Source organism: Micromonospora sp. WMMD729, from assembly GCF_049315225.1.
Classification (GTDB): domain Bacteria; phylum Actinomycetota; class Actinomycetes; order Mycobacteriales; family Micromonosporaceae; genus Micromonospora.
In genome coordinates, this window is the sequence record NZ_CP186059.1 from 38,636 (window position 1) to 64,775 (window position 26,140).

Here is a 26,140-nt window from a genome sequence, read left to right on the forward strand (position 1 = left end):
TGGTGCGCCGTCAGCGGGGCTCGATCCGTTCCGCCAGGCCGGGATAGCGCACCACGTACCCGTCGGCGTCCAGGTCGATCTCGGCGGTGAAGGTGCCGCTGGCGAACCGTACCCGGCCCGGACCGAGCCCGGTGTAGATCTGCTCGGCCGGCACCACCTCCAGCCCCGGCAGCAGCACCCACGCGACGGTGATCCGGCGCGGCATGTCGGCCGGTCCGCCGGTCAGCCCGAGCCGGCGCACCGGGAGGGCGTTGAACAGCGGCGAGCCACTCAGGTCGACGTCGAGCGCGTCGGCGAGGCGATCCGGGTCGTCGGTGCCCGGCAGGCCGGCCCGCGGATGTCCGGCCCCGACCAGCGCGGCGTCCAGGTCGCCCTGCTCGGCGGTGGTCACCCGCCAGCGGGACGTGGCCCGCTCCAGGGTCACGCGCCGCAGCCAACCCGACCCCTCCGCCTCGACCTCGACCCGGGCGGTGCTCCCGTCGGGTGCCGTCGTCAGCCGGTAGCGGGCGGTGAACGGGATCGGATCGACGGCGAGCATGGTGCCCCGCGCCGACAACGCGCCGCCGTCGTCGAGCAGAGCCTGTTCGCTGCCGGCGGTGTCCGTCCGGGACCAGAAGATCGACTTGGTCATGGTCGCCATGAGCCGGACGTTACGCGAACCGCACGCCATCGGCAGCGCATGCGCGAACGCCGCCGCGGAGCACAAGCTCCGCGACGGCGTCCCGGTGGATCAGTGGATCAGCAGGATCAGTGGGTACGCGCCGGAGGCCGCCCGCCGAAGCCCCGCCGGTCGTCACGCGGCCGGTCGTCCCGACCCCGCCCCTCGGACCGGTAGCCGCCCCGGCTGTCGCGGTCCGCGAAGCGCCGCTCACCCCGGTCGGCCTGCGGCCGGTCGCCGTACTGCCGGTCGCCCTGGGGGCGGTCGGCGTACCGACGCTCACCGGTCGGCCGGTCGGTGTACTGCCGGTCGCCGTAGCGGCGCTCGCCCTGCGGGCGGTCACCGTACTGCCGCTCGCCCTGCGGGCGGTCACCGTACTGCCGCTCGCCCTGCGGGCGGTCGCCGTACTGCCGGTCGCCCTGCGGCCGGTCGGAGTAGCGGCGCTCACCGGTCGGCCGGTCGCCGTAGCGGCGCTCGCCCTGGGGACGGTCGCCGTACTGCCGGTCGCCCTGCGGGCGGTCGCTGTAGCGCCGCTCACCGGCCGGTCGGTCACCCCGATCGGTCTGCGGACGGTCGCCGTAACCCCGGCCGTCCCGGTCGCCGTACCGGCGCTCGCCCTGGGGACGGTCGCCGTACCGACGCTCGCCCTGCGGGCGGTCGCCGTACTGCCGGTCGGCCTGCGGCCGGTCGGAGTAGCGGCGCTCGCCGGTGGGCCGGTCCCCGTAGCGGCGCTGACCGGTCGGGCGGTCGCCGTAACGGCGCTCACCCTGCGGCCGGTCGCCATAGCGGCGCTCACCCTGCGGACGGTCGCCGAACCGGCGCGGGCCGCCGGAGCGGTCGTCGAACCGTCGCCCACCACCGGAGCGGTCACCGAAGCCGCGCGGCTCCGCCTCGACGCGCACCGGAACGCCGCTGGGCTCGCGGGCGCCGATCAGCTCGGCCAGCACCGGGTCGCCGACCCGGACGCGGGTCTCGGCCGGCGCGACGCCGGCCTTCTCCATCATCGCCAGGGTGGTACGGCGCTGCTTGGGCAGCACCAGCGTGGCGACCGCGCCGGACTCGCCCGCCCGGGCGGTACGACCGGCGCGGTGCAGGTAGTCCTTCGGGTCCTTCGGCGGGTCGACGTGCAGCACCAGCGTGACCCCGTCGACGTGGATGCCCCGGGCCGCCACGTCGGTGGCGACCAGGACGTTCATCCGACCCTCGCGGAACTCGGCGAGGGTCTTGGTCCGCATCCGCTGGGTCTTGCCGCCGTGCAGCCCGCCGGCCCGTACGCCGACCGCGGCCAACTGCTCGACCAGCCGGTCGACGCCCATCTGGGTACGGGCGAACACCATGGTCCGTCCGTCCCGGGCCGCGATCGACGCGGCCACCGGGAACTTGTCGTGCGGCGGGATCAGCAGCATGTGGTGGTCCATGGTGGACACCGAGGCGGTGGACGGCGCGGTGGAGTGGGTCACCGGGTCGTTCATGAACCGCTTGACCAGCGCGTCGACGTCGCCGTCCAGAGTGGCGGAGAAGAGCAGGCGCTGACCGCCGGCGGGCGTCTTCGCCAGCAGCTCGGTCACCTCGGGGAGGAAGCCCATGTCGGCCATCTGGTCGGCCTCGTCGAGCACGGTCACCTCGACGTCGTCGAGCTGGCAGACACCCCGCTCGATCAGGTCACCGAGCCGACCCGGGGTCGCCACGATGATCTCCACGCCGCGCCGGAGCGCGTCGATCTGGCGGTCGTACGGGACACCGCCGACGGCGGTCTTCAGGAACACGTTGAGCGCCTTGCCCAACGGCAGGAGCGCGTCGTTGACCTGCATGGCCAGCTCGCGGGTCGGTACCAGCACCAGGGCGCGTGGCCGCATCGGCCGCGCCGGACGCCCGGCGGCGACCCGGGCCAGCAGGGGGAGGCCGAAGGCGAGGGTCTTGCCCGACCCGGTCTGCCCACGACCCAGTACGTCCCGGCCGGCGAGGGCGTCGGGAACGGTGGCCCGCTGGATGGGGAAGGGAGCGGTGATGCCCTGTCGGGCCAGCGCGCGAACCAGCGGCTCGGGCAGGCCCAGACCGGCGAAGTCGATCGGTTCGGCGGTCTCGGCCGGAACGACGTCGGACGTCTCGGGGGTGTCGATCGTCTCGGGGGCGTCGCTCACCGCCGGGACGGAATCGGAAACGGACGGAACGATGCTGAGGTCAGCAGAGGTGGTCAACAAATGCCTTTCGAGCGGGGCGCATCTTCGCGATGGCCTGCCGCGGCTGTGCCGCCGGATCGCCCGCAAGATCGCCCATGGGCGCGCACCGGGCGCGCCAGGTCAGTGATCCCCACCAGTGTACGGCGGTTCGGCGCAGCCGCCAGCCGGTTGACCGACCGTAGTGGGCGGACTCACCCTCGCATCCGTGGCCCGAATCAGCCGCCGACGGCACCGCCGATCAGGCCGTCCAGGGCGTTGTTGGCGAGCAGGACGACCAGCACGCTGATCCCGATCAGGAGCCCCAACGCGGCGATCAGGACGATCACCACGCGGGTGTTGCGGGACCGTTCGGCCGGGGTGTCCGCCCAGCCCTGGGCGAGGATGTGGCCGGTCAGCGAGCCGGAATTCTCCACCGCCGGGTTGGCCGGGAGGGCGATCGTGGTGAAACCCGGCCCGTCGCCGCTGGCGTAGACGGTGCCGCCCTGGTCGGCGCCACCGGTGCGGGCCCCGGTACGACCACCGGTCGCCGTGTTCCGCCGCTCGGATCCGCCGGGCGGGGTGGTCGTCCGATGGTCCGTACCGCCGGTCAGGGATGCGGTGGTGGACGGGGGCCAGCTCGGCAGCGCGGGCGCGGGAACCACCGATGGGGCGGACCCGGGCGTGCCGGCCCAGGCGTTGCCCGGGGCGGGCGGCGACGCGGACCATCCGGGGGAGCTGGCCGGTGGCACGGAGATCGACGCGGTGGCCTGTGCGCCCGACGTGCCGGCCGTCGCCGGGGGCGGCGGGAACGGTGGCGCCGGCATCGGGCCGGGCGACGGCGGTGGCGCGGGCACCGGCGGGCCGGGTGGCGGCATCGGCGGCCCGGGAACGGGCGGCGTCGGCGGCCCGGGGACCGGCGGCAGCGGCGAGGGTGGTGGCACGGGCGGTCCCGGAACCGGCGGCACCGGGTCCGGTGGCGGCGTCGGGAAGGGGCCCGGCCTCGGCGCCGGACCGGGCGGGTACGGCCCCGGGCTCGGTGCGGGCTCCGGCTCGCCCGGCCCGGGTGGCGTGGGTTCCGGGGCCGGCGGCGCGGGCGGCTGCGCCGGCTCCGGAGGTTGCGCCGGCTCGGGCGATTCGGGATTCACCGGCCCCGACCGGTAGACGGCCGACGTGCTCGCCCGGGGCTCCGGGGTCGCCTCGCCGCCGGCCGCGACCCGGCTGCTGCCGGGAACCGTCGCGCTGGCCCGCGCCGGGGTCGGGCCGGTGGTCGGCGCGGTCACCGAGGCCTTGGCGCTGGTCGGTGCCGGGACGGTGCCGGACCCCGGCGCGGTGGTGCTGGTCGGTGCTGGGGCGCTGGTCGGTGAGGTGGTGCTGGCCTGCGCGGTGGTGCTGGCCGGTGCGCTGGCGGTCACCGAGGCCGAGGCGCGGGCGCGCGCCGGGGCGTTCGATCCGTCGGCGGATGCCGGGACGGTGGAGCTGTCCCGCTGGGCGGGCAGCGAGCTGGCCGAGCCGGTCGCCCGATAGGTGGTCGCCGTGGCCGGAGCGCTCACCGGAAGATCACCGGGGCGGGCCTGGGCCGTCACCACGCTGGCCCGCGCCCGAACCGGGGCGGCGGTCGGAGCAGCGGCGGCGTCCTCCGACGGCTCGGCGTCCGTCCCGTGGCCGTGCGCTGCGGCATCGTCGACGGGGTCGCTCGCGGTGTCATCACCGTGGGCGTCGTCGTCCCGTGCGGCGTCGTCGTCCGGTGCGGCGTCGTCGTCCCGTACGACGTTGACCGGTGCGGCGTCGTCGTCCGGCGCGGGGTCGTCGTGCTGGGCGGGGCCGTCGTGCTGGGCGGCGGGGGAGTCGTCCGGTGCGGCGGCCCGGGCGGGTGCGGTGTCCGGGTCGGTGCCGGCCGGTGTGGCCCTGAGAGCGCCGGCCGGTGTGGCCCTGAGAGCGCCGGCCGGGGTGGCGCTGGGAGCGCCGGCCGCCGAGCCGGTGTCGGCGTCGGTTGCCGGATCCGAGGTCGTCAGCCCCTCCGGGTCGGCTCGGTTGACGTCGACACCGTCCGCCGGGTCTTTCTGCTCGGCCATCTCCGCCCTCCGCGCCACGCTCGCACCCGGTCCGTGACATCGGACCGGGTGTGCCTGGTTGTCACCGTGCCACAGATCGTCCCAGGCGGACAGCCGGAGCCCGGTGACGGATCAGCGTGCCGCGCTCGGGCTGTCGCTGGTCGTCCCGCTCCGGCTGGTGGACGGCGTGGTGGTGGCGGACGCCGACGAGCTGGCCGGCGCCGTGGTGGGCGGCGGCGGCAGCGTCGACGGCGTGTTGGTCGGGCTGCCCGTCGGGGTCGGCGAGGTGCCACCGGTCGGCTTCGGCGTACCGGTCGGCGTGCCGGTGGGCGTCGGCGTACCCGTGCCGGGCGGCGGGGTCGTCGGCTTCGTGGTCGGCTTGCCGGTGGGACTCGGCTTGGGGGTGGGCGTCGGCTTCGCGGGCGGCGTCGGCTTGGTGGTGGTGGGCGGCTGCACGGGCGGAGGCGGCACGTTCGGGGTCGGCACCGCCCCGATCACCCGGGTCACGGCGTAGAGGCGGTTCCAGCCGACCGTCGAGATCTTGACCACGTCGCCGGTCGTGGGCGCCTGCACCATCTTGCCGTTGCCGATGTACATGGCGACGTGGTGGATCGTGGTCCAGCTGCTGCCGGAGGCGAAGAACAGCAGGTCGCCGGGGAGCGCCTCGGTGGGCCGCACGGTACGGGCGCGGGTGGCGGCGTACTGGTCGCGGGAGACCCGGGGCAGGTCGAAGTAGTCGGCGCCCGGAGAGCGGTACGCGGCCCACATCAGACCCGAGCAGTCGAACTCGTCCGGCCCCTCCTCGGACCACTTGTACGGGTCACCGAGCTGAGCCAGCGCGTACCGGACCGCAGCCAGTGCCCGCGGGTGCGCGGACAATCCGCTGCTGCTCTGGCCGGCGACGTACCCCGATCCGAACTGCTGGTCGGCGGCCTCCTGCTGACGTTCGAGCAGGATCAGCTGGGCGGCGTTGTCCTTGCGGAGCTTGAGCAGGCTCGCCTCGGCCGTTTGCAGCGCCTTCTCGCCGGTGGTGAACTCCGCCTCGGCGGCGTCGACGGCGGCCTTGGCGGCGGCGTGCGCCTGGTAGGCGGTCTGTTCGTTGGCGCGGGCCCGGGCCAGCTCACCGGTCACGGCGGTGCTGGCGCCCTCGACCTTCTCGCCCCGGTTGATCCGCTGGAGCCGGCTCAGCCCCTGGATGTCGTCGACGAAGTCACCCGGTGGCAGGGCGGCGGCCGCCTTGACCGCGTCCGAGGCGGCGGCGTCGGCTGCCTGCTGGGCCTTCAGGAGCGCGTCCTGCGTGGTCGCCAGCACCCTCCCGGCCGCGACGAGCTGCGCCTGCGCGTCGGTGCGTTTCTGACGGGTCAGCAGTAGTTGGTCACCGAGCAGGCCGACCTGACTCTCGGCGGCCGCGATCTGGGCGGCCAGCGGGCCGGCGCCGGGGTTGACCACCGGCGGGGCCGGGATGCCGGCGACGGGCGGGCTGCCGGGCACCTGCGGGGCGCCGATCGCCGGCGGGCGGGCGCCGGTGTCCGGCACCGTCGCGGGCACGGCGGGCTCGGCGTACGCGGGGGTGGCCAGCACGGCGGCGGCGATCGCGCCGAGCAGGGCGGCCCAGAGCTTCGGCCGCAGCACCGGCGAGATCACCGGGCTCCGTCGTCGCTGCCGTCGCCCGCGCCCGCTGTCGACCATTCCGCTCCCCGTCCGGTGCTCGTCGCCGCGCTCGGTGGGCGCGGCCGTCGGGACGGTACCAGTGTGTGAGTTCCGCCCCATCTTGTCTTACCGCACAGCGCCAGGGATGTCGATGCGTCGGCAGGTTACGGGAGCCTGAGAGTCCGGTGAAGTGGGTCGCTGTCGCCGACCGTGCCGCCGGGCCCGTCCGGGGGTCGACGTACCCTCGGGAAAGACCGCAGGTGGAAGGGACGTGCCATGGACGCCGGACTCAAGCGTGAGCTCGAAGCGAAGGTGTACGCCGGTGAGCGGCTGACCCGGGAGGACGGCATCGCCCTCTACGAGAGCGACGACCTGACCTGGTTGGGGCGGCTGGCGCACCACCGGCGTACCGAGTTGAACGGTGAGCGGGTGATGTTCAACGTCAACCGGCACCTCAACCTGACGAACGTCTGCTCGGCCTCCTGCGCGTACTGCTCGTTCCAGCGCAAGCCGGGCGAGAAGGACGCGTACACGATGCGCATCGACGAGGCGGTCCGCAAGGCCAAGGAGATGGAGGGTGAGCAGCTCACCGAGCTGCACATCGTCAACGGCCTGCACCCGACGCTGCCGTGGCGCTACTACCCGAAGGTGCTGCGCGAGCTGAAGGCCGCGCTGCCGAACGTCAAGCTCAAGTGCTTCACCGCGACCGAGGTGCAGTGGTTCGAGAAGATCAGCGGCCTGAGCGCCGACGAGATCCTCGACGAGCTGATGGACGCCGGGCTGGAGTCGTTGACCGGCGGCGGCGCGGAGATCTTCGACTGGGAGGTCCGCCAGCACATCGTCGACCACGAGTGCCACTGGGAGGACTGGTCGCGTATCCACCGGCTGGCCCACTCGAAGGGCATGAAGACGCCGTCGACCATGCTGTACGGCCACATCGAGGAGCCCCGGCACCGCGTCGACCACGTGCTGCGCCTGCGCGAGTTGCAGGACGAGACCGGTGGCTTCGCGGTCTTCATTCCGCTGCGCTACCAGCACGACTTCGTCGACTCGGCGGACGGCAAGATCCGTAACCGGATCCAGGCGCGGACCACGATGGCCTCGCCGGCCGAGTCGCTGAAGACGTTCGCGGTGTCCCGGCTGCTCTTCGACAACGTGCCGCACGTGAAGAACTTCTGGGTGATGCACGGCCTCTCGGTGGCTCAGCTCTCGCTGAACTTCGGCGTGGACGACCTGGACGGCTCGGTGGTCGAATACAAGATCACTCACGACGCCGACTCGTACGGCACCCCGAACACGATGCACCGCGAGGACCTGCTGCACCTGATCTGGGACGCCGGTTTCCAGCCGGTCGAGCGGGACACCCGGTACAACGTGGTCCGCGAGTACGACCGGGCGCCGTCGCTGGCCGAGCGCCGCGCCGAGCCGCAGCAGGTCTGGGCCTGAGACACCACGTACCCTCGCAGTCGATGACCGAGCAACGCAGCGCCGAGCAGCAGGGCGGCTTTCCCCGACGGGACGCCGAGGGACGCGTGCGTACGTTGGGCGACCTGCTCGGGGTGTGCCTGGCCGGGCTGGTCATCGGCGTGCTGGCGCTCGTGCTGTTCGAGTGGGCGTTCGCCTCGTTCGGCGCCGCCGACTTCGGGCACACAAACGGTTGGCTGGCGGTGATCCTGCCGGCCTGGCTGTTCTGGGACGACTTCCGGGCCTGGGGGTTCGGTGCGGCCCGGGTGGTGGCGGCGCTCGTCGCGGCGGCGGTAGCGGTGTTCGTGGGGCTGCTGATCGCCGGGCTGGGCGCGGGGTTGCCGCCGCTGCTGTCCGGTGCGTTGGCGGCGGCGGCGTTCACCGTGGCGTACGCGACGATCTGGTTCCCCGGCGTCCGTTGGCTGGCCCGCCGGACCGGCTGAGTGACCCGCCCACCGGGCGCGGAGAACGGAGTGCATGAGGTGAGCGCGGCGCTCAAGTACACGCTGGGCCGGATCGGATTGTTCGTCGCCGTGCTGGCGGCGCTCTGGCTGGTCGACGTGGACGTCTTCCTGAAGCTGATCCTGGCGCTGGCGTTCTCCGCCGCGCTCTCCTTCTTCCTGCTGCGCGGCTGGCGCGACGAGATGGCCCACGAGATGGCCGAGGCCACGGAACGGCGGAAAGCGGAGAAGAAGCGCCTCCGCGACGCCCTGGCCGGCGAAGACGAACCCCCCACCACCCCTCCCACCCCCACCGACCCGCCCCGTTGATCATGAAGTTATTGCCTCGACACGCCGAGCGGCCGGGCAATAACTTCATGATCACCAGGAGTGGGCCGGGGGCAGCGCGGGCGCTGGTCTACCAGTTGGTGGAGCCGGGGATTTTGGGCCAGGGCTTCGTCGTCGGCTTGATGAGGTAGGCGACGCCGCCGGAGCCGCCGGAGATCCCGCCGCTGGCGTTGGTCCGCTTGGTCCGCAGCCAGATCTGCTCGAACTGGGTGCGCTTGTAGACGTTGCGCACCACGTCGTTGCTGGACGAGGCCGGGTCGTTGACGATCACGTCGCCGTCGGCGGTGAAGCCGACCACCACGAAGAGGTGCCCGGAGGTGCCGTAGTTCGCCCCGTCCAGCTCACTGGCGAGGAAGGACTGGCTGGTCACCACGGGGATGCCGGCGGCGATGAAACGCTCCAGCTCGTCCAGCGAGTGCAGCCGGGTGACCCGCCCCTCCAGGCCGGGGAAGCTGGCCGCGTACGCGGTGTTGAACGGCCAGTTGCCCGCGCCGTCGTACGCGTAGTCGAAGGTCATCCGGGCGGCGTGGTTGACCGTCGGGTCGGGGTAGGTCGGGTCCACCCAGGAGGTGTCGGCCGCCGACGGCTTGCGCCCCCAGTACTCGACGACCATCTCCGTGGAGGTGGGTGAGCACCACGCCTCGCCGCCGCCGTCGTACTCGGGGTAGTGCCCCTTGTGGACGTTCTGCGAGTAGCGCGGCACCGGCAGTTCGACGCCCCAGGCGATGTGCCCGGCGCTCGGCGGGACGGTGAACCGGTCCGGCACGCTGGAGCTCATCGCGCCGAGCATCCGTACCACCGGGGCGGCGGCCTGCCCGGGCGTCCGGTAGAGGGTCAGCCGCAGTTGGTACGACCGCAGCAGCACACCGGCGTCGGCGTCGTCGATGCTGAAGGTGTCGGTCCAGACGGTCGACCAGGGATCGCCCTGCCCGTCGACGCTGGTCCGCCTGATGTCGGTGTCGCCGGAGGCCCAGCGACCCAGGACGTACCAGGGGGTCTGCTCGCCGTTGGTGTAGCCGCCCTGCATCTCCACCTGGATCCAGGTGCCGGCGGGGGTCTCCGCGTTCCAGGAGGCGATCAGTTCGGTGGCGTCGAACCCGATCCGGGTCACCGGCGAGGTCCAGGTGCCGTACTCCCAGGTGCGGGTGGTGCCGGTGTGCGGGTCGGCGTACTCGGTGGTGCCGGTGGGGCGGCCCAGCGTGACGCCGGCGCGCGGGCCGGGCACGACGCGGGTGCCGGCCTGGCTGCCGTGGTGCCAGTCGGCGGGCCCGGTCCAGTCCTGGAAGGTGATCTGCTCGTCGTGGGTGGGTGCGGGCGGCCGGGCCGCCGCGGCGGGGGCCGCGGTGGCGAGCAGGGTGAGCGCGCTGACGCCGGCGAGGGCGGCCGCGTGCAGGCGGGAGGGGGCCATGGGGTGCTCCGCGGGGTCGAGTGGGGGCATCGTCGCTGGTCAGTTTTCCGTCTGGAAGGAAGTTTCGCCAGATGTTCCGTGGAAGAAAATCATTGCCGCAGCGATGGTCAACCTGGGATGGATTTCGCAACGATCGATATTGATATGACCATGTGACAGGTGGTGAAGTGTGCATCACCGAGCGGGATCTTCCGCCCTTCGAGGAGGTAGTCCATGGCCCTCCGCCCACCTCACTCTCTCCGCCGCGTCCTGGTGCTCGCCGTCGTCACCGGGCTGGGCATCGTCACCGTCGCCGCCGGACCGGTCGCCGCCGAGCCGGCACCGGACCGCACCGCCGAGTCGGCCGCCGCCGGCTACCGGGTACTCGGGCCCCGGACCCTCGCCGACCGCAACGCGGTGGCCCGCACCGGGGCCGCCATCGACTACTCCGAGCACGGCATCCTGCACGTCTCGGCCACCGCCGCCGAGGCCGCCGCGATCGGCAAGCTGGGCTTCCGGCTGGAACCCCTCGCCCCGCCGCCGAGCGCCGAGCGCGGCGCGGGTGAGGTGGGCACGCTGGCCTTCCCGCCCGCCGACTCCAACTACCACGACTACGCGGAACTGACCGCCGTCGTGAACCAGGCCGTCGCCGACCACCCGGCCATCGCCCGCAAGATCAGCATTGGTACGTCGTACGAGGGCCGCGACCTGATGGCCGTGAAGATCTCCGACAACGTCGGCACCGACGAGAACGAGCCGGAGATCCTGTTCAACGCCCAGCAGCACGCCCGCGAGCACCTGACCGTCGAGATGGCGATCTACCTGCTCAACCTCTTCACCGACAGCTACGGCAGCGACTCCCGGATCACCAACATCGTCAACAGCCGGGAGATCTGGATCGTGCCGACGGTCAACCCGGACGGCAGCGAGTACGACATCGCCACCGGCTCGTACCGGTCCTGGCGCAAGAACCGTCAGCCGAACAGCGGCTCGTCGAACGTCGGCACCGACCTGAACCGCAACTGGTCCTACCAGTGGGGCTGCTGCGGCGGCTCGTCCGGCACCACCTCGTCGGAGACCTACCGTGGCCCGTCGGCGTTCTCCGCCCCCGAGACGCAGGCGCTGCGCAACTTCGTCAACAGCCGGGTCGTCGGTGGCGTCCAGCAGATCAAGGCGAACATCGACTTCCACACGTACTCGCAACTGGTGCTCTGGCCCTTCGGCTACACCACCGCGAACAACCCGTCCGGGATGAGCGCGGACCAGTACAACACCTTCGCCACCATCGGTCAGCAGATGGCGGCCACCAACAGCTACACGCCGGAGCAGTCCAGCGACCTCTACATCGCCGACGGCACCAGCATCGACTGGATGTGGGCCACCCACGGCATCTGGGCGTACACCTTCGAGATGTACCCGGGGTCCTCCTCCGGTGGCGGCTTCTACCCGCCCGACGAGGTGATCCCCGCGCAGACCACCCGCAACCGGGAGGCCGTGCTGATGCTCAGCGAGTACGCGGACTGCCCGTACCGGGCCATCGGCAAGCAGTCGCAGTACTGCGGCGGTGGCGGCGGCACCACGGTCTGGTCGGACACCTTCGAGACGGCCACCGGCTGGACGATCAACCCGTCCGGCACCGACACCGCGACGCTCGGGGCGTTCGAGGTGGGCGCCGCGCAGGCGACCAACTCCTCCGGCGCAAAGCAGCTCACCCCGTACGCCGGTTCCAACGACCTGGTCACCGGCCGGCTCGCCGGGTCGGCGGCCGGTGACTACGACGTCGACGGCGGCGTGACCAGCGCCCGGTCCCCGGCGGTGACCCTGCCCTCGTCCGGCACGCTGACGCTCTCGCTGGCCTGGTACCTGGCCCACGGCTCGAACGCCTCGTCGGCCGACTACCTGCGGGTCAGCGTGGTGCACAACGGCGGCACCACGGCGCTGCTCACCCAGGCCGGCGCGGCCAGCAACCGTAACGGGAGCTGGGCGGTGGCGAACCTCAACCTGAGCCCGTACGCCGGGCAGTCCGTCCGCATCCTCGTCGAGGCGGCGGACGCGTCCGGCGCGAGCCTGGTGGAGGCGGCTGTGGACAACATCACCATCACGGCCTCCTGAGCGGGTGGGGCCCCGTACCGCCCCTGCGGGGCCCCACCACCTGCTCCCGGGCCTGCGCTACCGTCTTAGCGACCACTCCGCAGCGAAGCCGGTGTGAAACCGGCGCTGTCCCGCAACTGTGATGCCCCGCCCGACGGCGGGGACGAGCCAGGTCGCCTGCGGCGGGGTCGCGACACGCGCTCTCGAGGAAGGGCGCCTCGTGGGCGGGCGCACCGAAGTCCTGTCGGCGAAGCACCACACTCCTCGACCGACAGGAGGCCCCATGTTCAGACGTACCCCTCGGCTCTTCGCCGCGACCCTCGCGGTCGCCGCGCTGGCCCTCGGCGCCTGCGCCGAGAAGACCGACGACAAGCCGGCCGCCGGCACCGCGGCCGCCAGCTACCCGGTGACGGTCGGTTCGCTCACCCTCGAGAAGCGTCCCGAGAAGATCGTGTCGCTGTCGCCCAGCGCCACCGAGATGCTCTTCGCGATCGGCGCCGGTCCGCAGGTGAGCGCGGTGGACGACCAGTCGAACTACCCGGCCGACGCGCCCAAGACCGATCTGTCCGGCTTCCAGCCGAACGCCGAGGCGATCGCCGGCAAGAACCCCGACCTGGTGGTGCTCTCCAACGACACCAACAAGATCGTCGACCAGCTCGGCAAGCTCAAGATCCCGGTGTACCTGACCCCGGCGGCGACCACCCTCGACGACTCGTACCGGCAGATCACCGACCTGGGCACCCTTACCGGGCACGCCGACCAGGCCGCCGACGTCGCCACGCGGATGAAGGACGACATCGCCAAGCTGGTCAAGGACCTGCCGCAGCGCGCCGAGAAGCTCACCTACTACCACGAGCTGGGCCCGGAGCTGTACAGCGCGACCAGCAAGACCTTCATCGGCTCGATCTACAGCCTCGTCGGCCTCACCAACATCGCCGACCCGGCCGACGCCGACGGCAAGAACGGCGGCTACCCGCAGCTCTCCCAGGAAGTCATCGTCAAGGCCGACCCGGACTTCGTCTTCCTGGCCGACTCCAAGTGCTGCCAGCAGAACGCCGACTCGGTCAAGGCCCGCAGCGGCTGGGCCGGGCTCACCTCCGTGAAGAACAACCAGGTCGTGACGCTCGACGACGACATCGCCTCGCGCTGGGGCCCGCGCGTCGTCGACCTGCTCCGGACGATCATCGACGCGGTCGCCAAGGTGCCCGCGTGACGGTCGTCGGTCCGTGACCGGAACGTCGCAGATGACCGCTGGAACGTCCCCCACCCGGCCGGCCGGCACGCCCCGCGCGTCCCGGCCCGCCGGGTTGCGGACGCGCTGGCTGGTCATCGGTGTTCTCGCGGTGCTCGTCGCGCTCGTCGCCGGGGTGTCGCTCGGACCGGTCAGCCTGCCACCGGGCAGCGTCGCTGCCGAACTGCTCAACCTGATCCCCGGCGTGCACCTCGACAGTGGACTGACCGAGCGGGAAATCGCCATCGTCACCGAACTGCGGCTGCCCCGGGTCGTGCTGGGCCTGCTCGTCGGCGGTCTGCTCGCCCTCGCCGGCGGCTGCTACCAGGGCGTGTTCCGCAATCCGCTGGCCGACCCGTACCTGCTCGGGGTGGCCGCCGGCGCGGGCCTCGCGGTCACCGCGGTGATCGCGCTCGGCGGCGTCGGCCGGCAGGGTGCGATCTCCGGGCTGCCGTTGACCATTCCGCTGGCCGCGTTCGTCGGCTCGCTGCTCGCCGTGACGATGACCTACCTGCTCGGCGCGGCCGGTGGGCGGAGCCGGTCCCCGGCCATGCTGATCCTGGCCGGGGTGGCGGTCTCGGCGTTCCTCTCCGCCGGGCAGACGTACCTGCTCCAGCGGCACGCGGACAGCATCCAGCCGGTCTACTCCTGGCTGCTCGGCCGGCTGGCCACGGCGGGCTGGCACGACGTGCTGCTGGTGTTGCCGTACGCCGCGGTGACCACTGTCGTGGTGCTGCTGCACCGCCGGGAGCTGGACGTCCTCGCGCTCGGCGACGACGAGGCGACGAGTCTCGGCCTGCACCCGCAACGCTCCCGCTACCTGCTGATCGCCGCCGCCTCCCTGGGCACCGCCGCGGCGGTCTCGGCGACCGGGCTCATCGGCTTCGTCGGCATCATCGTGCCGCACACCGTCCGGCTGCTCGCCGGATCGAGCTACCGGGTGATCCTGCCGCTGTCCCTGCTGTTCGGCGCGGCGTTCCTGGCCCTGACCGACGTGGTCGCCCGGACCGCCGCCGCCCCGGCCGAGGTGCCCATCGGCGTGGTCACGGCCCTGCTCGGCGGCCCGTTCTTCGTCCTCGTGCTGCGCACCGCCCGCCGGGTGCTCACGTGACCGCGGGTGCGCCGGCCGTCGAGGTCCGCGCGCTGCACGTCAGCCTGGACCGCACGCCGATCCTCACCGGCGTCGACCTCACCGTCGCCGTCGGCGAGTGGGTCACCGTGATCGGCCCGAACGGCGCGGGCAAGTCCACCCTGTTGCGCGCCGTCGGCGGTCTGCTGCCCGCGCCGGACGCCATCTCCCTCTTCGGTACGCCGACCGGTGCGCTGCACCGTCGCGAACGCGCCCGGGTGGTGGCGACGGTGACGCAGTCCCCGGTGGTGCCGCCCGGCATGTCGGTCCTGGACTACGTGCTGCTCGGTCGCACTCCGTACATCCCGCCGCTCGGTCGGGAGTCGGCCGCCGACGTGTCCGCCGCCCACGACGTGCTGGACCGGCTCAACCTCACCCGGTTCCACCGCCGTGAACTGGCCACCCTGTCCGGTGGAGAGCGGCAGCGGGTCTTCCTGGCCCGGGCACTCGCCCAGGGCGCGACCCTGCTGCTGCTCGACGAGCCGACCAGCGCGTTGGACATCGGCCACCAGCAGGAGGTGCTGGAGCTGGTCGACCAGTTGCGCCGGGCGCACGGCCTGACGGTGCTCGCCACCATGCACGACCTCTCCCTCGCCGGCGAGTACGCCGACCGGATGGTGATGCTCGCCGAGGGGCGGGTGGTGGCGACCGGGACGCCGCACGAGGTGTTGACCGAGCACCTTCTCGCCACCCACTACCGGGCGAGCGTCCGGGTCGTCCCCGGCACCAACGGCCCGTTGGTGGTCCCGGTTCGCCCGCGCGGTTAGCGGTCCGCGCCGTCGCGTCGCAGTACGCGCTGTCGGTGGCTCCGGCGGGCGGCGGGCGGCGGTCAGGCGCCCAGGTCGATGACCGAGAAGAGCGCGCCCTGCGGGTCGCGCAGGGCGGCGAACCGCCCGGTCGGGACGTCGCGCGGCGGCACCAGGATGGTGCCGCCCAGTTCGGCCGCGCGCGCGGCGGCGGCGTCCGCGTCGGCCACCGCGAAGTACACCGTCCAGTACGCGGGCAGGTCGGCCGGGTAGCCGTCGCCCAGCGGCGGCATCATCCCGGCGACGACCCGTGCCCCGAGCCGCCACCCGGTGTACGTCATGCCGCCCACCGGCTGCTCGTCCGGCTGCCAGCCGAACACCAGCTCGTAGAAGACCTTCGCGCCCTCCGGGTCGGGCGTGACCAGCTCGTTCCAGCTCATCGCGCCGGGCACGTTGAACACCTCGGCCCCCGGCATCGCCAGCGGCTGCCAGACGCTGAACGTCGCGCCCGCCGGGTCGGAGAACACGGCCATCCAGCCCCGGTCGAAGACCTCGAACGGCGGTACGACGACCTGCCCGCCGGCCCGTTCGACCCGCCCGGCGGCCAGTGCCGCGTCGTCGGTGGCGATGTACGTCGACCAGATCGGCACCTGGTCCTCGATGGCGGGCGGGCCGACGCCGGCCACCGGCCGGCCGTCGAGCAGGAAGATCGTGTAGCCACCCGCCTCGGGCTCCGGTGTCACCCGTCCGGTCCAGCCGAACAGTTCGGGGTAGAAGCGCCGCGCGTCGGTCAGGTCCGGGGTGGCCAGATCGGCCCAGCACGGCGTGCCCGGCGGGACGGTGCTCACGTCAAGACCCCTCTCGGCCGGCGGCCACGGGTGGGCCCCCTGCGAGGAATCCTGGCATCGTCCCGCTGGGGCACGGGGCGGAAACGGACGAATCGTCAGCTGAACCGGCGACCCTCGTCCCGCCGGTACGCCCAGCCGGCGAGCGCGCCGAGGAGCACGATCCAGACGGCGAGCATGATCAGCGCGAGTGGCTGGACGGGATAGTCGCCGACCGCCCACCACATCAGTTCTGCCGCCCCCCGGGTGGGCAGGAACGGCGCGATCGTCTCGATGAACCCGGGCGCGTCACCCGGCGCGGAGAGCAGCCCGCCGCCGAACGCGAGCGGCAGGAAGACGACCTGCGCCACCACGATCGCCGCCTTGCTGGGCAGCGAGTAGCCGATGGCGAGGCCCATCAGCGTGAACGGCACCGAGATGACGGCCACGGTGCCGGCGGTCAGCAGGAACGCCGGCAGGGTGACCCGGGCCGGGGTGAGCGTCGCGCCGATCACCACGACCGGGATCAGCGAGAGGTACGTCAGCGCGAGACCGGCCACCACCCTTCCCGCGAACCGGGGCGCCGGCCCGGCCGGCAGGGTCCGGGTGTACGGGTTCCACGGCTGGTCGCGGTCCTCGGCGACGCCGACGCCGTACTGGAAGATGTTGGCGCTCATCACCGAGAAGGTGATCATCGAGGCGGTGGCGAAGGTGGCGCCGACCGAATCGTCGCCGGTGAACGGCACCACGAAGAAGATCATGGCGGCGGCGGGGAAGAAGGCGCTGCCGAAGACGGCGACCGGGATCCGGATGGTCTCCAGGAGCTGGTAGCGGGCGTGGACCAGGGCGAGCTGCACGGTGCGCCTCCTCAGACGGCGGTGGGTTGGCCGCTGGCGGCGGCAGCGGGTGAGGCCGGTGCGGGCGTGTCCGTCCCGCCGGTGAGAGCGAGGAACGCCTCCTCCAGCGAGGTGGGCCGTACCTCCAGGTCGGTGAAGGTGGCCCCGGAGCGGACCAGCGCGCGGACCAGCTCGTCGGCGTCGGTGGTGAGCAGGTGCAGGCGTCCGTCGACCCGTTCGCTGCGAACGACACCGGGTAGCTCGGGCAGCTCGTCGGTGACCAGGCTGACCCGCCGTACGCCGACGATGCCGCGTACGGCGTCCACGGTGTCGTCGGCGAGCACCCGGCCCTGCCCGATCACCACCACCCGGCGGGCGAGCGCCTCCACCTCCTCCAGGTAGTGGCTGCTCAACAGCACCGTCCCGCCGTCCTCGTGGAAGGCGCGGATCGCGTCCCACAGGGTGTGCCGGGCTGTGACGTCCAGGCCGGTGGTCGGCTCGTCGAGCAGGACGAGTCGGGGCCGGCCGACGAAGGCCAGCGCCACGGCCAGCCGGCGACGCTGGCCGCCGGAGAGCCCGCCGGTCTGCCGCCGGGCGAGGTCGCCCAGACCGAACCGGTCGAGCAGTTCACCCCGGGGCACCGGATCGGGGTAGTGGGCGGAGACGAAGTCGACGACCTCGCCGACCCGCAGCGTGCCCGGGAGGCCGGTCTCCTGCGGGGTGACGCCGATCTGCCGCCGGGCCTCCGGGTCGCGCGGGTCGCGGCCGTTCAACTCGACCCGGCCGGAGCTGGGTCGGCGGAGCCCGACCAGCAGGTTCATCAGGGTGCTCTTGCCGGCGCCGTTCGGGCCGAGCAGGCCGACGAGTTCGCCGGCCCGGACCTCCAGGTCGACGCGGTCGAGGGCGAGGACGTCGCCGTACCGGCGGCTGACCTGGTCGGCGCGGGCGAGGGTCATGACTGCCCTACCTTTCTGGGTGGGTTGGAGCTGATCATTCGTAGGATCGGAGCGGCCCAGGGGCTCTGGGTATGGCTGTCATGGCTGAGACCACGAGATGGCTTAAGGAGCTTGGCCGCCCGGAGCCCCGCGACGACTCGACCGCCGATTGGGAATTGCGATGTGATCGCTGTGTAGGGCAACGTCGGCGAGGTCGTCTGCTGGGAGTTGGAGCCGTGTCGAGCTGGCGGAGGTGACCGTGCCCCGGATCTGGGCCGGAGTGGATATCGGCAAGGAGCATCACCACTGTGTGGTGATCGACGCGAGCGGTGGGCGGCTGCTGTCGCGTCGTGTCCTGAACGATGAGTCGGCTCTGCTGGAGCTGATCCGGGACGTTCTGGCTCTCGACGACGACGCGCTGTGGGCGGTCGATGTCAATCACGGCGCGGCCGCGCTGCTGATCGGTTTGCTGGTCAGTGGCGATCAGCCCGTGGCGTACCTGACCGGCCTGGCCGTGCATCGCGCCTCGGGCACCTACCGCGGCGAAGGCAAGACCGACGCGAAGGATGCCTTCGTTATCGCCGACCAGGCCCGCATGCGTAAGGATCTCGGCCTGCTGCGGCCGGGCGACGACATTGCCGTCGACGTTCGCACGTTGACCACCCGCCGCACGGATGTGGTGGCCGACCGGACTCGCCAGATCAACCGTCTTCGTGCCCAGCTGCTGGAGGTATGCCCGGCGTTGGAGCGGGTGTTGGATCTGACCAACCAGGGACCGGTGTTGCTGCTGACCGGCTATCAGACGCCGGCGGCCATCCGCCAGGCCGGTGCGAAGCGCGTCGAGACCTGGCTTCGCCACCGCAAGGTCCGCGGAGCCGGCACGTTGACCACGGCTGTCATGCAGGCCGCGCAGGCCCAGCACGCCGTGCTGCCCGGCGAGAAGCTGGCCGCCGCCATGGTGGCGCGTCTGGCCAAGGGGGTGATCGCCCTCGACCAGGAGATCGCGGAACTCGACGCCCTGATCGAGGCCCGGTTTCGTGAGCATCCGCACGCTGCGGTGATCCTCAGCCTGCCCGGCATGGGCAAGCTTCTGGGCGCCGAGTTCTTGGCGGCTACCGGCGGCGACATGGACGCCTTCGGCACCGCCGATCGACTCGCGGGATACGCCGGGCTGGCACCGGCCCCACGCGACTCCGGACGCGTCAGCGGTAACCTCCGCAGGCCCCGGCGCTTCCACCGCGGACTGCTGCGAGCGTTCTACCTCTCCTCGTTCGCCAGCCTGAAGTCCTGCCCAGCCTCGAAAGCCTTCTACCAACGCAAGCGGGCCGAGGGGAAAGGCCACAAACAAGCACTGCTGGCTCTCTCCCGCCGCCGCGTCAACGTCCTGTGGGCCATGATCCGTGACGGACAGTCCTACCACCTCTCACCTCCCGTCACAGCGGCGGCTTGACAACAGCATTGGGAAGCTCCTTCGACGGGGTGGAGCCGAGTGGGGTGGGGTCGAGCAGGGTGCGGATGGCTTCGGTGTACTCCTCGAACGCCAGCCGACCGCGCCGGCTGAGCCGGATCAGGGTGGCCGGCGTCCGTCCACGGTGGGTCTTGCTGATCTCGACGTACCCGGCGTCCTCCAGCTTGCGAAGGTGGACGGAGAGGTTGCCGGCGGTCATCGCGAGCAGGTCCTGAAGTCGGGGAAAGGTGATCCGGTCGCCGTCGTTGAGCGCGGAGAGCGCGGCGACCACCCGCAGCCGTGCCTGGGCGTGGATGACCGGATCGAGGTCGGTCATGAACGTCCTCGCTGGCGCAGTCGGGCGACCGCCCCGGCGACCAGGATCCCGACACCACCGGCCACCGAGATGACCAGCGCGTGCCAACCCGGGCCGGCGATCGCACCGACCACGTTGATGACGCTGATCCAGACCCCCAGCCGGAACAGGTCCCGGTCCAGCCAGGCCGCGCCGCCGGCCATGTGCAGCGCGCCGGTCAGCCCGACCGCCGCGGCCGACCAGAGCAGACCCGCCAGGTCGTGCGGCAGGTGTTCGGACACCCGGCCGACCGCCGCGTACACGCTCACCGAGCCGAGCGCCCAGGCGCACCCGTACCAGCGGCCGCGTACCGCCGAGTCGCCGGTCACCTGGCCGTACGCCCGCGCGCTCGCCACCGCCTGGATGGCCCCGGCGGTGATCAGCAGGGCGAACAGCACAGCCAGGGGCAGCCAGTCGGGCAGGGCGACCAGCACCCGACCGCCCGGGGGGAAGCGCAGGAAGAACAGCCCGAAGCCGACCAACCAGGCCACGCCCCACGGCCAGTAGAGCAGCCGCGCGTCGGGTTGTAGCCGGCGTACGGTGTCCGCGCGCTGGTCGTCGATCAGCCGGAGTGCGGTGGCGGCGTCGGAGGGCGGCAGGTCGTCGTCAGGGGCCATGCAAACTACTTTACAGCGCAAAGTCGAGGCGGTGTGCCCCGCGAACTGCCTGGTTGCCGACAACACCGCCACGCGCTGGTGAGGGCCGGTCGACCGGGCCGTCGCGGGCGTCGGTGGCGACACGGGCCGGGCGACAACCGCTTCGTCAGCGGCTCGCCCACGTCCGACGCCCCGGAACCGACGTCAGAGACCTACCGCGGCATCGGCGCCCGCGGTGTGGCCTGCGGCTCCGGCAGCAGCGGCGCGGGCAGCGGTTCGGTGTGCAGCACCGACAACCGGGACACCGCGCGGGTGAGCACCACGTACAGCCGGTGCAGCCCGCGCGGCTCGGCCGCGACGATCGCGGCCGGCTCGACCACGACCACATGGTCGTACTCCAGGCCCTTGACCAGCGTCGCGGGCACCACGGTGACCCGCTGGGCGGCCGTGACGTCGTCGGCGGTCGCGCTGGCCACGCCGGCGGCGGCCAGCGCCGCGCGCAGCCCGTCGACCGCGTCGTCCGCGGCGATCACACCGACCGATCCGTCGTGCGCGAGCGCCGCGCGCACCTCGGCAACCGTCGCCGCGGTCAGGTCGGCCACGGTACGCACCTCCAGGCCGCCGTCGTGCCGCAGCGACTCCGCCGCAGGTACGTCCACCGCGAGCGCCGGCAACAGCAGGTTCGCGAAGGCGACAACCGCGGCGGGTACCCGGAAGCCGACCGTCAACGGGACGACCGCGGCGTCCGGCTTGCCCAGGTGCCGCAGGGATTCCCGCCAGTCGGTGGCCGCCCACGGCGCGGTGCCCTGCGCGAGGTCACCGAGCAGCGTGACCGAACCGTGCTCACTGCGCCGGGCGATGGCCCGACACTGCATCGGCGACAGGTCCTGCGCCTCGTCCACCACCACGTGCCCGAACCCGGAGGGCCGCTCCAACAGCCCGGCCGCCTCGTCGACCAGCACGGCGTCCGCGGCGGTCCAGCGGGTGGCCTTCGGGGTACGCGCCGGCTTCGCCCAGACCAGCAACTCCTGCTCGGCATCGCTGAGCAGCCCCTCCGCGGCGGTGGCGAGCCGGGCCGGGTCAGCGAACAGGCCGTGCACCAGCCCTTCCGGGGTGAGCGCCGGCCAGACCGCGTCCAGGAAATCCACCACCGGCCGGCACCGGCCCATCCGGCGCAGCCACGCGTCGCTCGGCGACTCGGCCCGACGCGCCTCGGCCTGCCGTTGCAGCAGACTGACCACCCGCGCCCGGACCCGCTCCCGGCCGGTGCCGTAGGGCAACCCCTCGCGTCGGGTCTCCTCGACGATCCGGTGCAGCGGCTCCAGCCCGATCCGCCACCGGAACGAGCCGTCGGAGACGGTGATCGAGTCGGTCGGCGTACCGATGTGGGACTCCACCGCCCGGCGCAGCACGGTCGCCATCCGCGCGTCGTGCTTCAGCGCGGCGGCGGCCGACGTCTCCACCGCGCGGACGGGCACCCGCGAGATCAGCTCCTCCACGGTGGCCTGCTCGACCTCGACCTCGCCGAGGGCCGGCAGCACCGCCGCGATGTACGACAGGAACGCCCGGTTCGGCCCGACGATCAGCACCCCCGTCCGCCGCAACCGCTCCCGGTGCAGGTAGAGCAGGTACGCCGCCCGGTGCAGGCCGACGGCCGTCTTGCCCGTGCCCGGCGCACCCTGCACACAGATCGAGTCGGCCAGGTCGGCCCGGACCAGCTCGTCCTGCTCCGGCTGGATGGTGGCGACGATGTCCCGCATCGGCCCCACGCGCGGCCGCTCGATCTCGGCCGTGAGGATCCGGCTGGCCGTACCCAGCTCCTCGCCCCGGTCCAGCCGCTCGTCCTCGAAGCTGGTCAACACCCCGTTGCTGAACCCGAACCGCCGCCGCACCGCGACTCCCTGCGGGTCACGGGCGCTGGCCCGGTAGAACGAGCGGGAGACCGGCGCCCGCCAGTCCAGCACCAGCGGCTCGCCACGCTCGTCGGTGACATGCCGCCGTCCCACGTGGTACCGCCGACCTGCATGCTCGCCGCCGCTGGCGTCGACCGTGTCCGCGCTGTCTGGTGCCCCGTCGTGTGGTCCTTCGCCGAATTCGAGGCGGCCGAAGAACAGTGGCGTGGTGGGGTCGTCGGCCAACTCGGCGACCCGGCGGGCGAGCGTACGGCCGAGCGTCTCTGCCGCGTAGGAGTCGCCGGCGACCTGGTCACCGGTGGAGAAGAGGGCTTCGGCCCGTTCCCGCATCCGGCCCAGGGCCGCGCGCGAGGTGGCCAGGTGGGCTCGTTCGGCGGCGAGATCCGCGTCGAGAGCTGTGTCGAGGTCAGGTGCGGGCATGCTGACGTCCCATCGTTCACATCTGCTGCTCGCTCGCGTTTCCGGGGGCGGATGGCCGACCTCCCGGCGCGACGACGTCCGTTCCGGTGCAGCTCACCTCGGCCGTCAAGCGGGCTGCAACCCTACGCCTTCCCACCCGACCCTTCCACCGAATTACCGAACCAACCACCCGGACGAGTCGGCGCGTCGTCCAGGCCCGAACTCGTCGAGGTCGGCATGATCGACACGAGTTCACCGATATCGCGGTGTCAACCGGCCCCGGACACCCCGACTTCAGCGAAGTTGGAGCGCGGCGGCGGGGTGGGTCGGGTGCGGGGTTGGCCACTCCGGGCCGGCCCGCCGGGCTGGATCCCGAGGCCGGGGATACGGTCGGGTCATGGCTGAGCGCGTCGCACGCCCGCGGGTCGGGCACATCCAGTTCCTGAACTGCCTGCCGATCTACTGGGGCCTGATGCGCTCGGGCAGCCTGCTCGACGTCGACCTGCACAAGGACTCGCCGGATCGGCTGAGCGCGGCGCTGGTGGCCGGCGACCTCGACATCGGTCCGATCACCCTGATGGAGTACCTGAAGCACACCGACGAGCTGCTCCTCCTGCCGGACCTGGCGGTCGGCAGCGACGGTCCGGTGCTCTCGGTCAACATGGTCTCCACCCGGCCTCTCGCCGAGCTGGACGGCGCCCGGGTGGCGCTCGGGTCGACCTCGCGGACCGGGGTGATGCTGGCACAGTTGCTGCTCACCGAGCGGTACGGCGTACGGCCCGAGTACTTCCGCTGCCCTCCGGACCTGACCCAGATGCTGCTAGAGGCCGACGCCGGGGTCCTGATCGGGGACGTGGCGCTGCGGGCGTACTACGAGGCGCCGTTGCGGGGTCTCACCGTGACCGACCTCGGGCAGGCATGGCGGGACTGGAGCGGGCTGCCGATGGTTTTCGCGGTCTGGGCGGTCCGCCGCGACTTCGCCGCCGCGCACCCGGGCATGGCCAAGGAGGTGCACGAGGCGTTCCTGCGCTCGCGGGACCTCTGCCTCTCCGAGCTGGACCAGGTCGCCGAGGCGGCGGCGCGCTGGGAGGCGTTCGACGCCGCGACACTGGCCACCTACTTCCGGACCCTGGACTTCTCGCTGGGCGAGCGGCAGGTCGCCGGGCTGCGGGAGTTCGCCCGGCGGGTCGCCGCGCTCGGCGAGGTCCCGCCGCTGCCGGACGGCGGCCCGGATTTCTTCGCCGGCTGACACCCGGCCCGCCCGAGAGGACGCCGCAGCACCACGGAGGACTCCGCACCGCGAAGCCACTGCGCCGCGGAGCCACTGCGCCGGGCAAGCCGCCGCGCCAGCCAAGGCGCCGTGAAGCGAAAGAGCGCCGCTCTGCTGGGCAGAGCGGCGCTCTTGACGTTGAGGGACAGGCGGATCAGGTGCCGGGGCGCAGCAGCGCCTCGGTGATCTTCTGGCAGTTCTTCATGCCGTACTCGTAGCCCATGCCGATCGGGTAGCGGACCATCACGCCCATCGTCCAGGTGTCGCCGATGGCCAGGCAGTTGATGTGCATCTCCTGCTCGGCGGTCCGGTCGATCCACCCGTTCTTGATGGCGATCTGCTTCTGCTGTGCCGGCGGGAACGCCTTGCGGATGCCGAAGTCGCCGGCGCCCCGGACCAGCTTCATCTCGTTGAGCAGCCACTTGGTCCACTTGGGTCCGGCGGCGGTGCCGGTGGCGATGCAGTTGCCCAGCCGGGCGGTGTCGCGGGGGGAGAGGGCGGTACGGGACCAACCCTTGTCCGGGGCGACGCTGCTGTCGGTCAGCTTGCACATGGAGAGCAGCCGCCGGATCGAGGCGTCCCGGCCGACCGAGTTGTAGAACTGCTCGGCCCGCGTGTTGTCGCTGTCCCGGATGATGCGGGTGGCGTCGGCGAGCTTCGCGTCGCTCGGTGTCTGACCGGCCTCGGCGGCGCGGCGCAGGTAGTCGGCGACGATCCAGGACTTGATCAGCGACGCGGTGGTGCTGGTCTCGTCCATGTTCTTCGAACCGATGATCTGCCCGGTACGGCGGTCGAGGACGCTCCAGGAGTACCAGCCCTCGATGTCGAGGTCGAGGTTCTTGGCCTGGAACGGCAGCGGCTTCAACGAAGGGCTGGGGCTCGGCGGGTCCGGCTGGCGGGCGCTGCGGTCGGTGGCCGCGTCGGTGGACCGGCCGCTGGTCGTCGCGTCGGAGTTACCCCACTTGGCGGCGGCGGTCGACTCGAACGGTGACCCGGGCAGCAGGCGCAGCGACACCAGCACCAGCCCGATCAGGATGACCGCGACGGCGATCAGGCGCAGCGGCGAGGTCTCGCCTCCACCGCGCCGGTCGGCCCGTCGATTGCCGGCCATCAGAGCTTCCCGACCGGCTGCTGCGGCACCTTCAGCGCGGCGCCGGGCTGCGGGGTGACCAGTTGGGTGGCGACGCTGGCGCAGACCTGCGCGCCGTAGTCCAGCCCTTGCCTGATCGGGTAGCGCAGCATCACCGCGAGACTCCACTTTCCGTTGACCGCGAGGCAGTTGACGTGCCAGTTTCCGTCGGAGGCGATCGGCGTCCAACCGTTCTTCATGCTGACCGGCCCCTGCGCGGTGATCGACTTGGGCAGGCCGTCGATGATCCCCCAACGGCCACCGCCGGAGCTGGCCCGCTGGTCCTTCTTCGCGGTGGTGCCCCGGACCTTGGCCATCTGGTCCAGCACCCACTTTGTCCACTTCGGGCCGGCGGCCTTACCGTCGGCGATGCAGTCGCCGAGCCGGACGGCATCGCGCGGGGACATCCGGGTGAAGCTCCAGTAGCCGGTGTACGGCTCGGTGTTGCCGCGCTTGGTGTCGGTCAGGCCGCAGATCCTGATCGCCCGCTGGATCACCGGGTCCGGGGTGCTGCTCTTCGACGGCTTGTACGACCCGCCCGCGGCGGCGTAGACCTTGTTGGCCGCGTTGTCGTTGCTGTCGATGATGGCGAGGCTGGCCATCTGCTTGAGCCCGCTGGTCGGTTCCTTGTCCCCGAGTTGGCGCAGGTAGTCGGAGACGATCCACGCCTTGATCATCGACTCGGTGGAACTGGTCGCGCTCATGTTCGACGATCCGGAGACCTTGCCGGTCTTCCGGTCGAGCAGCGCCCACGAGAAGTATTCGCCCTTGAAGGCCACCGACACCCGGCCGGCGGCCAGCGTGGGCGGTGGCGGCGGGGCCGGCGCGGGCGCGGCGACGCTTGTGGTGCCGCCGCCTTCACCGCCACCGCCTTCGCCGGCGTCGCTGGACAGTCGGGCGTACGCGGTGGGGACCAGCAGGACGCCACCGAGGATCACCGCCACGACGGCGAGCACCATGGTCACGCGAGATCGCATGAGTTGGGTGAGCTCCAGATGTCAGGGCCGGGGGGACCGGCTTCGTTGTCCGGGGCGACCGGTGCGTTCGCCGTGGCCGGGGGAGGTGGCCTGGATGGAGCCGGC

At 72.4% G+C, this 26,140-nt stretch carries 22 protein-coding genes and 1 riboswitch; of the genes, 9 read left to right on the top strand and 13 right to left on the bottom strand.

Going from position 1 to position 26,140, the window contains the following annotated elements:
• Positions 1 to 10 precede the first annotated feature (10 nt).
• The 4 genes from ACN263_RS00180 to ACN263_RS00195 all read right to left on the bottom strand — a co-directional run bounded on the left by ACN263_RS00180 (position 11) and on the right by ACN263_RS00195 (position 6,557).
• Positions 11 to 631 (bottom strand): putative glycolipid-binding domain-containing protein, encoded by a 621-nt coding sequence (locus ACN263_RS00180; protein WP_422740890.1) that lies wholly within the window; start codon positions 629 to 631, stop codon positions 11 to 13.
• Between the two features lie 116 nt (positions 632 to 747).
• The gene (locus ACN263_RS00185) at positions 748 to 2,799 is read right to left on the bottom strand and encodes a DEAD/DEAH box helicase (protein ID WP_422737818.1); all 2,052 of its coding nucleotides are present in this window, start codon (positions 2,797 to 2,799) and stop codon (positions 748 to 750) included.
• Between the two features lie 254 nt (positions 2,800 to 3,053).
• Complete coding sequence (locus tag ACN263_RS00190) at positions 3,054 to 4,889, bottom strand: hypothetical protein (RefSeq protein ID WP_422737819.1); 1,836 nt, start codon at positions 4,887 to 4,889, stop codon at positions 3,054 to 3,056.
• Between the two features lie 111 nt (positions 4,890 to 5,000).
• The gene (locus tag ACN263_RS00195) at positions 5,001 to 6,557 is read right to left on the bottom strand and encodes a C40 family peptidase (protein WP_422737820.1); all 1,557 of its coding nucleotides are present in this window, start codon (positions 6,555 to 6,557) and stop codon (positions 5,001 to 5,003) included.
• 237 nt (positions 6,558 to 6,794) lie between these two features.
• Here ACN263_RS00195 and mqnE point away from each other — a divergent pair, with 237 nt between their 5' ends.
• The 3 genes from mqnE to ACN263_RS00210 are packed head-to-tail and all read left to right on the top strand — an operon-like array spanning position 6,795 to position 8,752.
• Entirely contained in the window at positions 6,795 to 7,964 is a 1,170-nt protein-coding gene (gene mqnE / locus ACN263_RS00200; RefSeq protein WP_422737821.1) for an aminofutalosine synthase MqnE, read from the top strand.
• A 23-nt stretch (positions 7,965 to 7,987) separates the two neighbouring features.
• On the top strand, positions 7,988 to 8,425 hold the full coding sequence (locus tag ACN263_RS00205) for a hypothetical protein (protein ID WP_422737822.1): 438 nt from the start codon (positions 7,988 to 7,990) through the stop codon (positions 8,423 to 8,425).
• Between the two features lie 39 nt (positions 8,426 to 8,464).
• Positions 8,465 to 8,752 carry a DUF4229 domain-containing protein gene (locus ACN263_RS00210; RefSeq protein ID WP_422737823.1) on the top strand — a complete coding sequence of 96 codons (288 nt, stop codon included), beginning with the start codon at positions 8,465 to 8,467 and terminating at the stop codon, positions 8,750 to 8,752.
• 88 nt (positions 8,753 to 8,840) lie between these two features.
• Here the strand turns inward: ACN263_RS00210 and ACN263_RS00215 are convergent, their stop codons facing one another.
• Positions 8,841 to 10,178, bottom strand: coding sequence for a C39 family peptidase (locus ACN263_RS00215; protein WP_422737824.1), 1,338 nt, complete (start codon positions 10,176 to 10,178; stop codon positions 8,841 to 8,843).
• 213 nt (positions 10,179 to 10,391) lie between these two features.
• Between ACN263_RS00215 and ACN263_RS00220 the strand changes: the two genes are divergently transcribed.
• The 4 genes from ACN263_RS00220 (at position 10,392) to ACN263_RS00235 (ending at position 15,375) form a co-directional block, all read left to right on the top strand.
• Complete coding sequence (locus ACN263_RS00220; RefSeq protein ID WP_422737825.1) at positions 10,392 to 12,269, top strand: M14 family metallopeptidase; 1,878 nt, start codon at positions 10,392 to 10,394, stop codon at positions 12,267 to 12,269.
• A gap of 87 nt (positions 12,270 to 12,356) precedes the next feature.
• A riboswitch (cobalamin riboswitch) is annotated at positions 12,357 to 12,421 on the top strand.
• Positions 12,422 to 12,531: 110 nt separating this feature from the next.
• Positions 12,532 to 13,461, top strand: coding sequence for an ABC transporter substrate-binding protein (locus tag ACN263_RS00225; protein ID WP_422737826.1), 930 nt, complete (start codon positions 12,532 to 12,534; stop codon positions 13,459 to 13,461).
• Positions 13,462 to 13,492: 31 nt separating this feature from the next.
• Positions 13,493 to 14,590: a FecCD family ABC transporter permease gene (locus tag ACN263_RS00230; protein ID WP_422737827.1), complete on the top strand. Its 1,098-nt coding sequence runs from the start codon at positions 13,493 to 13,495 to the stop codon at positions 14,588 to 14,590.
• On the top strand, positions 14,587 to 15,375 hold the full coding sequence (locus ACN263_RS00235) for an ABC transporter ATP-binding protein (RefSeq protein WP_422737828.1): 789 nt from the start codon (positions 14,587 to 14,589) through the stop codon (positions 15,373 to 15,375). The genes ACN263_RS00230 and ACN263_RS00235 overlap by 4 nt, the downstream gene beginning before the upstream one ends.
• A 62-nt stretch (positions 15,376 to 15,437) precedes the next feature.
• Here the strand turns inward: ACN263_RS00235 and ACN263_RS00240 are convergent, their stop codons facing one another.
• The 3 genes from ACN263_RS00240 to ACN263_RS00250 form a co-directional block, all read right to left on the bottom strand.
• A complete protein-coding gene (locus ACN263_RS00240) occupies positions 15,438 to 16,202 on the bottom strand; it encodes a VOC family protein (protein WP_422737829.1) in 765 nt (254 codons plus the stop codon).
• A 95-nt stretch (positions 16,203 to 16,297) separates the two neighbouring features.
• Entirely contained in the window at positions 16,298 to 17,035 is a 738-nt protein-coding gene (locus tag ACN263_RS00245) for an ABC transporter permease (RefSeq protein WP_422737830.1), read from the bottom strand.
• Between the two features lie 11 nt (positions 17,036 to 17,046).
• Complete coding sequence (locus ACN263_RS00250; protein WP_422737831.1) at positions 17,047 to 17,970, bottom strand: ABC transporter ATP-binding protein; 924 nt, start codon at positions 17,968 to 17,970, stop codon at positions 17,047 to 17,049.
• Positions 17,971 to 18,202: 232 nt separating this feature from the next.
• Here ACN263_RS00250 and ACN263_RS00255 point away from each other — a divergent pair, with 232 nt between their 5' ends.
• A complete protein-coding gene (locus tag ACN263_RS00255) occupies positions 18,203 to 19,399 on the top strand; it encodes an IS110 family transposase (RefSeq protein ID WP_422735073.1) in 1,197 nt (398 codons plus the stop codon).
• Here ACN263_RS00255 and ACN263_RS00260 read toward each other — a convergent pair.
• From ACN263_RS00260 to ACN263_RS00270, 3 genes are all read right to left on the bottom strand, one after another.
• A complete protein-coding gene (locus tag ACN263_RS00260) occupies positions 19,383 to 19,733 on the bottom strand; it encodes a winged helix-turn-helix domain-containing protein (protein WP_422737832.1) in 351 nt (116 codons plus the stop codon). The genes ACN263_RS00255 and ACN263_RS00260 overlap by 17 nt on opposite strands.
• Positions 19,730 to 20,368, bottom strand: coding sequence for a transporter (locus ACN263_RS00265; protein WP_422737833.1), 639 nt, complete (start codon positions 20,366 to 20,368; stop codon positions 19,730 to 19,732). The genes ACN263_RS00260 and ACN263_RS00265 overlap by 4 nt, the downstream gene beginning before the upstream one ends.
• A 191-nt stretch (positions 20,369 to 20,559) precedes the next feature.
• On the bottom strand, positions 20,560 to 22,680 hold the full coding sequence (locus tag ACN263_RS00270; protein WP_422737834.1) for a HelD family protein: 2,121 nt from the start codon (positions 22,678 to 22,680) through the stop codon (positions 20,560 to 20,562).
• Between the two features lie 376 nt (positions 22,681 to 23,056).
• Between ACN263_RS00270 and ACN263_RS00275 the strand changes: the two genes are divergently transcribed.
• On the top strand, positions 23,057 to 23,908 hold the full coding sequence (locus ACN263_RS00275; protein ID WP_422737835.1) for a menaquinone biosynthetic enzyme MqnA/MqnD family protein: 852 nt from the start codon (positions 23,057 to 23,059) through the stop codon (positions 23,906 to 23,908).
• Positions 23,909 to 24,083: 175 nt separating this feature from the next.
• Here the strand turns inward: ACN263_RS00275 and ACN263_RS00280 are convergent, their stop codons facing one another.
• Positions 24,084 to 25,040, bottom strand: a complete 957-nt coding sequence (locus ACN263_RS00280) for a hypothetical protein (RefSeq protein WP_422737836.1) — start codon at positions 25,038 to 25,040, stop codon at positions 24,084 to 24,086.
• Positions 25,040 to 26,035, bottom strand: a complete 996-nt coding sequence (locus ACN263_RS00285; RefSeq protein ID WP_422737837.1) for a hypothetical protein — start codon at positions 26,033 to 26,035, stop codon at positions 25,040 to 25,042. The genes ACN263_RS00280 and ACN263_RS00285 overlap by 1 nt, the downstream gene beginning before the upstream one ends.
• Positions 26,036 to 26,140: the final 105 nt, after the last annotated feature.